Genomic DNA, 11,410 nt, shown 5'->3' on the forward strand with positions numbered 1-11,410 from the left:
GTTGGGCTTTCTGCGCCTGCACGGCTGCGAGCAGTTCCAGGGCTATCTGTTCGGGCGGCCCGGCACCGTCGAGGACATCGAGGCGCAATGGGCCGAGTGCCTGTGACCGTCGGCTGCTGAACACCGCAGGCCCCGCCCATGCCCATGCCGCCCGCCCAGCCTCTGCGCATTGCCTGGCTGCCGGGTGTCCTGGCGGTGCTGGCCGCGGCCATGCTGGGCGCCTGGGGTGCCGTGGAGCTGCAGTGGCAAAAGCGGCTGCAGGATCACCGCGAGCACATGGTGGCCAGGCTCGCCGAAGTGGCGCACACGCTGGACGCACGCACCGTGCGCAGCGAGGCACTGGAGGTCGTCACGCTGCTCGGGCGCGAGGCGCCCCTGCTGCAGCACACGCTGCGCGGGTCGGCGTCTGCAGCGGCCGTGCAGGCCCTGCTGGGCACCGTGCGCGAGCGCCTGGATGCGCGCGGCGTGTTCCTGCACGGGGCCGATGGCGCGCTATTGGCGCAGGCCACGGCCGAGTCCGCCCCGGACAGCGGCAATGCGGCGCAGCAGCCCTGGTTCCAGGCCGCGCTGCGCGGGCGCGGCAATGTGCACGCGGCGGTGGACGCTGCCAGCAGCGAGCGCGTGCTCTACCTGGCTGCGCCCGTGTCTGCGGGTGCCGACGTGGCAGCGCCGGTGCGTGGCGTGGTCATGGCCAAGCTGCCCTTCGCCGTGGCCGAATCCGCCCTGGCCGCGGCCGGAATGCAGGCGCTGCTGCTGGCGCCCCAGGGCGTGGCCATGGCGAGCACGCGCGCCGAATGGCTGTTCGCCGTCACGCCGCCGCTGGAGCAGCGCCGCATCGACGCCATGGCGCAGCTCCAGCAGTTCGGGCGCCACTTTGCCAACGGCGTGGCCTCGGCCCTGCCTTTCGACGTGCGCCAGGACGAGGTGTTCATCGACGGCGCCGTGTATGCGCTGGTGCAGCGCCCCATCGACTGGAACGCTGCGGACGGCCCCTGGACGCTGGTGCTGCTCGACGGCACGGCGCATGTCTTTCCCTGGGCAGACCGCGCCGGGCTGGCGCTGGCGGTGGGCACGCTGCTGGCGCTGCTGGGCCTGCTGGTGCTGCAGTCGCTGCGCAACCGCCAGCGCATGGCGGCCACGCACAAGCGTTTGCAGGTGCTCGGTGCGGCGCTGCAGAGCAGCCCGCTGGCCGTGGTGGTGACGGATGCGCGGGGCGTGATCGAATGGGTCAACCCCGGATTCGAGCAGACCACGGGCTACGCGCTGGCCGAGGTGTGCGGCGCCAAGCCCAGCGTGCTGGCCAGCGGCAAGACCCCGTTGCAGACCTATAGCGACATGTGGGCCCACCTCGTGGCAGGGCGCGCGTGGAAGGGCAGCTTCGTCAACCGGCGCAAGGACGGCGCCGAGTACCACGCCGAGGCCACGCTCTCGCCCGTGCTGGACGAGCGCGGCCAGTGCATAGGCATGGTGGGCCTGCACCAGGACGTGAGCGAGCGCATGCAGGAGCAGCAGACCCTGCGGCACAACGAGGCCCGGCTGCGCGAGCTCGTGGAGCAGCAGCAGGCCCTGTTCGACAACGCGCCCCCCGTGCTGCTCACCGGCGACGGTCGCATCCGCCTGTTCAACCCGGCGTTTGCCGCCCTCGTGGGCGGCACGCAGGCGCAGTTGCACGGCGCCCCCGTGAGCCGCCTGTTCGCCAGCGAGCAGGACCATGCGGCATTCTCGGCGCGCGTGGCGCCGCCGCTGGGGCAGGGCCGTGCGGTGCGCGAGCACTGGAAGGTGCGCCGCATGGATGGCACGCCCTTCGAGGCGCGCGTCTCGGCCAGCCCCGTGCACATCGACGGCTGCACGCATGCGGCGATCTGGATCATCGAGGACGTGACCGAGGTGCTCGCGGCCGAGCGCGCCATGCAGCAGGTGCGCGAGCGCCTCGAACTGGCGCAGGAAGTCGGCAAGATCGGCGTCTTCGACGTGGACCTGCGCACCGGGCGCAGCGTCTGGAGCAGCAAGCAGGCCGGCGCCGAGGGGCTGCAGGAGCGCGTGTTCGACGACTGGCGCGAGGCCTGGGCCGCGCGGCTTTACGCACCCGACCGCGAGGCCGCGCTCGCACGCATGGATGCGGCGCTGCAGGGCCAGGCCAGCAGTCTGCGCGATACCTGGCGCCAGCAGCGCTCGGACGGCCGGGTGTGCTGGTTCGAATGCTCCGCACGCATCCTGCGCGACGCCAGCGGCCGGGCCGAGCGCCTGGTGGGCGTGAACGTCGACATCGACGCCTACAAGCAGCTCGAAGCCCGTGTGGCGGCGCAACTGCAGTTCCAGCAGGTGCTCATCGACACCATCCCCCTGCCCGTGGTCTACAAGGACAGTGCCGGGCACTACCTGGGCTTCAACCGCGCCTACGAGCAGGCCTTCGGCATCCTGCGTGAAGACTACCTGGGCAAGACCGTGCTGGACATGCCGTTCTTCACCCCGCCCGAGCGCCGGCAGTTCCAGGACGACGTGGCCACCGCGCTGCAGAGCGCCCAGCCGGTGCACCGCGAGGTGGACATCCGGTACGCCGACGGCCAGGTGCGGCGCACCCTGTACTGGCTGCAGGGCTTCGGGCGCGAGGGCGATGCGCTGTGCGGCGTGATCGGCACGCTGGTGGACATCAGCGAGCGCGAGCGCCTGGCGCAGGACCTGCGCCGCGCCAAGGAGCTCGCCGAGGAGGCGGCTGCGCTCAAGTCGCACTTCCTGGCGAACATGAGCCACGAGATCCGCACGCCCATGAACGCCATCATCGGCATGTCGCACCTGGCGCTCAAGTCCGGCCTCACGCCGCGCCAGCACGACTATGTGAGCAAGATCGAGCAGGCCGGAAAGCACCTCATGGGCGTCATCAACGACATCCTCGACTTCTCGCGCATCGAGGCGGGCAAGCTGCGCATCGACGCCCACCCCTTTGTGCTCGACCAGGTGCTCGCCGGCGTGGTCGATGTGGTCAGCCACAAGGCCAGCGCCAAGGGTCTGGAGCTCATTTGCGATGTGGACAGCCGCGTGCCGCAAAACCTCGTGGGCGACGCGCTGCGCATCGGACAAATCCTCATCAACTACGCCAACAACGCCGTCAAATTCACCGAGCGCGGCGACGTGGGCATCGTGGTGCGCCTGCTGCAGGACGAGGGCGAGCAGGTGCTGCTGCGCCTGGAGGTGCGCGACACCGGCATCGGCCTGTCGCCCGAGCAGGTGGACAAGCTGTTCCAGAGCTTCCAGCAGGCCGACACCTCCACCACGCGCCGCTACGGCGGCACCGGCCTGGGGCTGGCCATCTGCAAGAGCCTGGCCGAGCTCATGCACGGCGAGGTGGGCGTGCACAGCACCCTGGGCCAGGGCTCGACCTTCTGGGTCAGCCTGCCGCTGCGCCGCGGCGCACCGGCCAGGCCGCTCCTGCCCGCGCCCGATCTGCAGGGCCTGCGCGTGCTGGTGGTGGACGACAACGCCCATGCCGCCACGGTGCTGAGCGAGATGCTGCGCTCCATGCGCTTCGCGGTCGATGCCGTGCACGACGGCGCGCACGCCCTGGCGGCGCTGCGCGAGGCCGCGCAAAAAGGCCAGCCCTACGGCCTGGTGGTGCTGGACTGGCAGATGCCCGGTATGGATGGCCTGGAGCTGGGCCAGCGCATCGGCGAACTGGCGCTGCCCGCGCTGCCGCACCGCGTCATGGTCACGGCCTATGGGCGCGAGGACGTGCTGCGCCGCGCGCAGCGCCAGGGCATCGAGGAGGTGCTCATCAAGCCCGTAAGCGCCTCCGTCATGTTCGACACGCTCATGCAGGTGCTGGGCCGGCCGCAGTCCGGCGCCGGCGAGCGCCCCGGCACCGGCGCCAGCGCGCAGGCCTGCCCCTGGCTGCCCGGTGCGCGCGTGCTCGTGGCCGAGGACAACGAGCTCAACCAGCAGGTCGCCCTGGAGCTGCTGCGCGAGACCGGGGCGCAGGTCGATCTGGCGCACAACGGCGCGCAGGCGCTGCAACTGGCGCGCAGCCGCCCCTACGACCTGGTGTTCATGGACATGCAGATGCCCGTGATGGACGGGCTGGAAGCCACGCGCCGCCTGCGCGCCGAGCCCGCGCTTGCCCGGCTGCCCGTTGTCGCCATGACGGCCAATGCCATGGAGGCCGACCGCCAGCGCTGCCTCGATGCCGGCATGAACGACCACTTGGCCAAGCCCGTGGTGCCCGAGCGCCTGTGGGAAGTGCTGCAGCGCTGGTGCGCCGCGCCGCTGGCCCAGGCGGGCGGCGCGGCTGCCGCTCCCCCTGCCGCGCCTGCCGGCCCCGGGCCGGACGAGGCGCGGCTGCCTGCGCCCTGCGCCGGTCTGGACCTGCAGGCCGGCCTGCGCAATGCCCTGGGCCGCCCGGCGTTCTATGCGCAGATGCTGCAGCGGTTTGCAGCGCACCACGCCGACAGCGCCGAGCGCATGGCCTGCGCCCTGGCCGGCGGGCAGCCCGAGACCCTGCTGCGCGAGGCCCACACCCTGCGCGGGCTGGCGGGCACCCTGGGCGCCGGGCCGCTGCAAGAGGCCGCAGCCCGGCTCGAGGAAGGCCTGCGCGCCAGCCCGGACCAGGGCGTGCCGGTGGCGCACCTGCTGCAGGGCGTGCGCGAGCACCTGGAGCCGCTGGTGGCGCACCTGCTGCGCTGGAGCGCGGCACTGCCCGAACCGGCGCGAACTGCCGCCGCAGGCAGTGCGGGCGGGGCTGCGGCCGCCGCCGCGGCCGATGGCGCCCAGGCCGCCCAGGAGCTGCAAGCCCTGCTGCGCGCCGACGACCCGCGCGCCCGCGCGCACGCGCTGCGCCACGAAGCGGCCCTGCGCCGCCTGCTGGGCGCCGCCGATGCAGCGGTGCTGGCGGCGCACATCGAACAATTCGACTATGAGACCGCGCTGCACATCCTGACCGGGTGGCTGGCGCGCAACCCGCAGGCTGGCCCACCGCCCGGCCCTGGCGGTGACCACGGAGGACGCCATGCAACGAGAGAGCCTTCCTGAAGGCGCGGCCGCCACCTGGGGCCAGCGCCAGATGCCCACCGTGCTGGTCGTGGACGACACGCCCGACAACCTCGCCATGATGGCCGAGCTGCTGGACGAGCGTTACCGCGTCAAGGTCGCCCACAGCGGCGAGCGTGCCTTGAAGGCCATGCAGGCCGACCCGCTGCCCGACCTGGTGCTGCTCGACATCATGATGCCCGGCATGGACGGCTACGAAGTGTGCCGCCGCCTCAAGGCCAGCGCGCTCACGCGCGACGTGCCGGTCATCTTCCTCACGGCGCGCAGCGACGTGCAGGACGAGCGCATGGGCCTGGAGCTGGGCGCGGTGGACTACATCACCAAGCCCATCAGCCCGCCCATCCTGCAGGCGCGCGTGCAGACGCACCTGGCGCTCAAGGCCACGGCCGACTTTTTGCGCAACAAGAGCGACTACCTGGAGCGCGAGGTGGCGCTGCGCACGCTGGAGCTGCAGGCCCTGCAGGATGTGACCATCATCGCCCTGGCCTCGCTGGCCGAGACGCGCGACGCCGAGACGGGCAACCACTTGCGGCGCACGCAGTGGTACGTCAAGACCCTGGCCGAGCAGTTGCGCCGGCACCCGCGCTTCGAGGCCGTGCTCACGGCCTCGATGATCGAACTGCTCTACAAATCCGCGCCGCTGCACGACATCGGCAAGGTGGGCGTGCCCGACCACATCCTGCTCAAGCCCGGCCGCCTGACCGAAGACGAATTCACCGTGGCCAAGACCCATGCCCAGCTCGGGCGCAAGGCCATCGAGGGCGCCGAGCGGCGCCTGGGCATGCGCGTGCGCTTTCTCGACGTGGCCAAGGACATGGCCGGCAGCCACCATGAGCGCTGGGACGGCACCGGCTACCCCCAGGGCCTGGCGGGCGACGCCATTCCCGTGGCGGCGCGCCTCATGGCCGTGGCCGACGTCTACGACGCCGTGATCAGCGCGCGCCCCTACAAGCCTGCGGGCACGCACGAACAGGCCTGCAACGCCGTCATCCGCGGGCGCGGCACGCAGTTCGACCCCCTGGTGGTCGATGCCTTCATCGAAGTGGCCGAGGACTGGCGCGGCATCGCCCAGCGCTTTCCGGACGAAGCCCAAGCCCCGCCCCCCTGAGCGCCGCGCTCCCCGGGCGTGGGGGCGTGTGCCCGGGCCCGGCCTGTTTCAGTCGCCGCTGCCTTCGCCGGCAGCGTCTGCGCCGTCCCCCTCCTCGGGGCTTTGCGCCTGCGTGGCAGGGTTGTCGGCGTCAATGCCTGCCTGGCGCAGCGCGGCTTTTTCACCGGCGCTGGCGAACTTGCTGTACTTGCCCAGGATCTGCACCATCTGGCCGTAAATGCGCGGCGTGCCCGCCAGGCACTCGCGCTGCTCCAGAAAGTCGGCCTCGCCCGTGAAGTTGCCGATCAGGCCGCCCGCCTCGGTCACCAGCAGCGAGCCCGCGGCCACGTCCCAGCTCGACAGGCCGGTCTCAAAGAAGGCATCGGTGTAGCCCGCAGCCACGTAGGCCAGGTCCAGCGCGGCGGCGCCAGGACGGCGCAGACCGGCGGTGCGCTGCATCACGTCGCCCATCATGGCCAGGTAGTTCTTGAAGTTGTCGCCCGGGCGGAACGGGAAGCCCGTGGAGATCAGGCACGACTTGAGCTGGGTGCGCTTGGAGACGCGGATGCGCCGTTCGTTGAGGAAGGCGCCGCGCCCGCGCGTGGCCGTGAACAGGTCGTTGCGCGTGGGGTCATAGACCACCGCCTGCTCGATCTTGCCCTTGAAGGCCAGCGCAATGCTCACGCAATAGACCGGAAAGCCGTGGATGAAGTTGGTGGTGCCGTCCAGCGGATCGATGATCCAGATGTAGTCGGAATCCTTGGCGCCATGCTGGCTGCCCGACTCCTCGGCCAGGATGCCGTGGCCCGGATAGGCCGTGAGCAGCGTCTCGATGATGGCCTGCTCGCTCGCATGGTCCACCTCGGTGACGAAGTCGTTGATCTGCTTCTGCGAGATGCGCACCGATTCCACGTCGAGCGCCGCGCGGTTGATGATGGCGCCGGCGGCGCGGGCGGCCTTGATGGCCACGTTGAGCATGGGGTGCAGATTGGACGACATGGATTGTGCAGGTGAGCGCGGCACGGCTTGTGGCGTGGCGCGCGGGCCAGGAACAGGGAAATCGCCGCCGGGCGATGCGGGCAGCGACAATAAGGCCCCGATTTTACCCGCACCGCCCGCGCAGCGCCTGCGCCGCCCGGGCACGCGCCCCCATGAAGACCCGTTTCATCCTCATCCAGACCAGCCATGCCGGCAATGTGGGCGCCGCTGCCCGCGCCATGAAGACCATGGGTTTCGACGACCTGGTGCTGGTCGCTCCGCGCTGGCCCAACGTGCTGCGGCGCGAGGAGACCATCCAGCGCGCCAGCGGCGCACTCGATGTGCTGCAGAACGCGCGCATCGTGGACACGCTGGACGAGGCGCTCGACGGCATCAGCCACCTGTGCGCCACGGCCATGACGCCGCGCGACTTCGGCCCGCCCACGCGCGCGCCGCGCGCGCATTTCGATATGCTATTGAAAAAGGAGCTGCCGGCGCATGCTGGACAAGCGCTGGAGGCCAAAATCACCTCCAATTCAGAACCGGCGGCTGCCGAAAGCGGCATCGGCTTCCTGTTCGGCTCCGAGCGTTTCGGCATGGCCAACGAAGATGTGTACCGCTGCCATGTGGCGCTCTCCATTCCCACCAACCCGCAGTTCGGCTCGCTCAACCTGGGCGCGGCCATCCAGGTCATCGCCTACGAGTGGCGCCAGGCCCTGGGCGGCTTTGGCGTGGAGCAGGCCACGCCCGAGCGCGCGTTGGCCGATGCGGGCCAGGTGGCCGGCATGCTGGCGCACTGGGAGCAGGCGCTCACGGCCATCGGCTTCCTCGACCCGGCCGCGCCCAAGAAGCTCATGCCGCGGCTGAACCAGCTTTTCAACCGCGCGCAACTGGGGGCCGAGGAAATCCACATCCTGCGCGGTGTCGCCAAGGCCATGATCGAGGCGGCCCAGCCAAAGCGCTAGACTGCGTGTCCTTTCTCCCCAGACCGACCCCCCCATGTTTGCCCGCCTGCGCTCCGACATCCAGTGCATCCTCGACCGCGACCCCGCGGCCCGCAGCACCTGGGAGGTCATCACCTGCTACCCCGGCCTGCACGCCATCTGGCTGCACCGGCCCGCGCACTGGTGCTGGACGCACGGCCTCAAGTGGCTGGGGCGCTTCATCTCGCATCTGGCGCGCTGGCTCACGGGCATCGAGATCCACCCCGGCGCCAAGATCGGCGAGCGCGTGTTCTTCGACCACGCCATGGGCGTGGTGGTGGGCGAGACCGCCGAGATCGGCGATGGCTGCACCATCTACCAGGGCGTCACGCTGGGCGGCACCTCGCTCTACAAGGGCACCAAGCGCCACCCCACGCTGGGCAAGGATGTGGTGGTCAGCGCCGGCGCCAAGGTGCTGGGCGGCTTCGAGGTGGGCGACGGGGCCAAGATCGGCAGCAACGCCGTGGTCATCAAGCCCGTGCCGGCGGGCGCCACGGCGGTGGGCATTCCCGCGCGCATCATCCCGTCCAAGGAAGGCCAGAGCGCCGACGTGACCGAGGCCCAGCCGCGCAAGTTCACGGCCTACGGCATCACCCAGGAGGACGACCCGCTGTCGCAGGCCATGCGCGGCCTGATCGACAGCGCCGCCTCGCAGGAGCACCAGATCGCGCTGCTGTGGCAGGCCATCGAAAAGCTCTCCGACTGCGTCAAGACGGGCGACTGCGTGCCCGATGACGCGGCGCTGAAGGAGCAGTTCGAGGCGGGCAAGCTCAACGACCTCGTGGGGAAGTAGGTCAGGCGTTGGCTGAGGGGGGCGGCCGGGGCGAGAGCCGCGGTCAGCCACCGGAACCAATGTGCCGCCTGCCGCGGCACATGCCTCACACCAGCCGCTGCAAATGCCCTGCCAGCGTTTGCAGGTTCACAAAGCTCAGGTCATACATCGCCGACAGGCCTGCAGCCTGTTCCTCGGTGAGATCCGCAGCGCACAGGATGAAGCGGCTTTTGTCCAGTCCCAGCCGTTTGCGCAGCCGCAGGTATTTGTCGATGTCACGCCGAAATTCGCCCGATTTGCATTCGATGCAAATGGGCGCCTGGCCTGCGGGCAGGCACAGCACATCGAGCTCATGCAAGTCTTCATTGGGAAACACCACCTTGACGCCGCGAGCGCAGGAGAAGCTCTGGCCACTTTGCTGCAGGTGGTCGATCAGCGCCATGAAGGCGTACCACTCCAGCCAACCCCCATCAAAGAACTGGCGCACCGCAGGCGCCGTCTGCAGTGTGAGGCGAACGATCTTTTCCGGCTTTTGATAGTGGTAGCGGGCAAAAAAGGTGTGGCTGTACAGCTGGCGGCACAGGGCATTGATGGCTTGTGCGTCCTTTTGCGCCAGTTGGCCCAGTTCCAGGTTCACCCAACTATGGCTCTTGCGGTAGGCATAGCGCACGCGGTCCATCAGCTCGCCATACAGCGCATAGTTGCCGCCGACCATGCGCGCCGCGTCGTCGAAGAAGCCACTGGTGTCCACCAGCGCATGGTCAAAGCGGGCGTCGATTTGCCGCGCTGCAAACCAGTCCCGCAGGGGCGCATGCTGTTGCGCAGTGGCCAGCAGGCTGGTGTTGTGCAGGTTCACGTCCTGCAGCGCAGAAGGCGCGTCGCTGTGCGCTGTCCCCGGATGGCTTGGTGCTGCAGCCTCGGTCTCAGTGGTGCCGGAGGCTTCTTCGGTCTGCTGCAATGCCTTGAGTTCGCGCATGGCGGCGAAATACCGCTCCAGCAGCTTTTCCACATAGAACACGGTGCCAAACACGGTCGATGCCGTGCCACAGCGCGCGCAGGGCATTTGGGACCCGACGGGGGTGGTGGACTCTTCCGAGATGAACCCACACTGGTTGCAGCGGTAGATGGGCATGGTGCAAGGAGATGGTCAGGAACGAAACGGCAGCGCGACAGGACCGCAGGCTTGCAGGGTGCTCAAGTGCCTTGCGGCCGCACCGCGCTCTTGGGCCGGAAGGCCTTGCACACGCTGTCGTGCGTCTCCAGGTAGGGGCCGCCGATGAGGTCGATGCAGTAGGGCACGGCCGCGAAGATGCCGGGCACGAGCTGCTGGCCGTCGCTGTCCTTGAGGCCTTCCAGCGTCTCGGCGATGGCCTTGGGCTGCCCGGGCAGGTTGATGATGAGGCACTGGCCGCGCACCACGGCCACCTGGCGCGAGAGGATGGCCGTGGGCACGAAGTGCTGGCTGATCCGGCGCATCTGCTCGCCAAAGCCCGGCATCTCCTTGTGCGCCACGGCCAGCGTGGCCTCGGGCGTCACATCGCGCGGGGCCGGTCCGGTGCCGCCCGTGGTCAGCACCAGGCTGCAGCCCTCGTCCGCCAGCGCGATCAGCGTGGCGCTGATGCTGTCCTGCTCGTCGGGGATCAGGCGCGGCTCGAAGCTGATGGGGTTCTTGAGCGCGCGCGCGAGCCAGTCCTGCAGCGCGGGCAGGCCCTTGTCCTCGTAGACGCCGCTGCTGGCGCGGTCGCTGATGGAGACGATGCCGATCTTTACCGGCTCGCAGGTGGGGGTGTTGTCAGTCATCGGCGGGCTCCTCGCCAGGGGGGATGGGTGCCTGCGCGGCGGCCTCCGCCAGTTGGGTGCGCAGCAGGGTGAACAGGTCGCGGTAGGCGCGGCCCTTGCGCGGCGCCTGCCCGTGGGACTGGGCGGCGGCGGCTTCGCGCTCGGGCAAGGCGTCCTTGCGCGCCTGGCGGATCAGGGCGCGCAGTTGCTGCATGTCGGCGCCGGGGAAGCTGGCGATCCACTCGGCCAGGGCCTGGTCGTGCGCGATGAGCTGGTCGCGCCAGTGCTCGGCCTGGTGCAGCAGCAGGGTCTCGCGCGCGGGGCCGCTGCGCTGCTCGGCCAGGGCGTCGCGGGCGGCCTGCACGGCGTCCTCGTCGAGCTTGCGCATGAGCTTGCCCACGTACTGCATCTGGCGGCGCTTGCCTTCGAAGTTGGTGATGCGGCGCGCTTCGGCCAGGGCCAGGACCAGGGTCTCGGGCAGTTGCAGGCGCTCGAACAGATCGCTGCGCAGGGTGAGCAGGTCATGGCCCAGGTCCTGCAGTTCGTCGCTTTCCCGCTTGAGGTCGGTCTTGCTGGAGTCCGTGCCCTTGAGTTCGGCTTTGAGCTGCAGATCCAGTTCGCTGCCTTCGGCGATGAACTGGCCTTTCACGAAATAGCCTTTTTTGGGTTTGCGTGGCATGGTGGCGTCGGGGGAAAAGAGAGGCGGGCGCTGGCGCGGGGGCGTGGGGGGTGCGCCGGGCGCGGGCCGCGGCGGCAAGTATCATAGCCGTCGCC

Annotated in this window: 8 protein-coding genes; 4 read left to right on the top strand and 4 right to left on the bottom strand. The window is 69.9% G+C overall.

Annotated elements, in window-relative coordinates:
- Nucleotides 1–138 precede the first annotated feature (138 nt).
- On the top strand, nucleotides 139–5,019 hold the full coding sequence (locus CGR01S_RS12190) for a PAS domain S-box protein (protein ID WP_084690670.1): 4,881 nt from the start codon (nucleotides 139–141) through the stop codon (nucleotides 5,017–5,019).
- On the top strand, nucleotides 4,997–6,145 hold the full coding sequence (locus CGR01S_RS12195; protein ID WP_042427594.1) for a response regulator: 1,149 nt from the start codon (nucleotides 4,997–4,999) through the stop codon (nucleotides 6,143–6,145). Before CGR01S_RS12190 ends, CGR01S_RS12195 begins: the two co-directional genes overlap by 23 nt.
- Nucleotides 6,146–6,193: 48 nt before the next feature.
- On the opposite strand, the gene CGR01S_RS12200 is transcribed toward CGR01S_RS12195, so the two are convergent.
- The gene (locus CGR01S_RS12200) at nucleotides 6,194–7,123 is read right to left on the bottom strand and encodes an inositol monophosphatase family protein (protein WP_042427431.1); all 930 of its coding nucleotides are present in this window, start codon (nucleotides 7,121–7,123) and stop codon (nucleotides 6,194–6,196) included.
- A 152-nt stretch (nucleotides 7,124–7,275) separates the two neighbouring features.
- On the opposite strand from CGR01S_RS12200, the gene CGR01S_RS12205 reads away from it, so the two are divergent.
- Nucleotides 7,276–8,067 (top strand): RNA methyltransferase, encoded by a 792-nt coding sequence (locus CGR01S_RS12205; RefSeq protein WP_042427434.1) that lies wholly within the window; start codon nucleotides 7,276–7,278, stop codon nucleotides 8,065–8,067.
- Between the two features lie 34 nt (nucleotides 8,068–8,101).
- Nucleotides 8,102–8,878: a serine O-acetyltransferase gene (cysE, locus tag CGR01S_RS12210; protein ID WP_042427438.1), complete on the top strand. Its 777-nt coding sequence runs from the start codon at nucleotides 8,102–8,104 to the stop codon at nucleotides 8,876–8,878.
- Between the two features lie 85 nt (nucleotides 8,879–8,963).
- Here the strand turns inward: cysE and CGR01S_RS12215 are convergent, their stop codons facing one another.
- The 3 genes from CGR01S_RS12215 to yjgA all read right to left on the bottom strand — a co-directional run bounded on the left by CGR01S_RS12215 (nucleotide 8,964) and on the right by yjgA (nucleotide 11,315).
- Nucleotides 8,964–9,989 (bottom strand): PDDEXK family nuclease, encoded by a 1,026-nt coding sequence (locus CGR01S_RS12215; protein WP_042427441.1) that lies wholly within the window; start codon nucleotides 9,987–9,989, stop codon nucleotides 8,964–8,966.
- Nucleotides 9,990–10,051: 62 nt separating this feature from the next.
- Nucleotides 10,052–10,657 (bottom strand): molybdopterin adenylyltransferase, encoded by a 606-nt coding sequence (gene mog, locus CGR01S_RS12220; protein WP_042427444.1) that lies wholly within the window; start codon nucleotides 10,655–10,657, stop codon nucleotides 10,052–10,054.
- Nucleotides 10,650–11,315 (bottom strand): ribosome biogenesis factor YjgA, encoded by a 666-nt coding sequence (yjgA, locus tag CGR01S_RS12225; RefSeq protein WP_042427448.1) that lies wholly within the window; start codon nucleotides 11,313–11,315, stop codon nucleotides 10,650–10,652. The genes mog and yjgA overlap by 8 nt, the downstream gene beginning before the upstream one ends.
- Nucleotides 11,316–11,410: the final 95 nt, after the last annotated feature.

This window comes from Comamonas granuli NBRC 101663, from assembly GCF_000739995.1.
Lineage (GTDB): Bacteria > Pseudomonadota > Gammaproteobacteria > Burkholderiales > Burkholderiaceae_C > Simplicispira > Simplicispira granuli.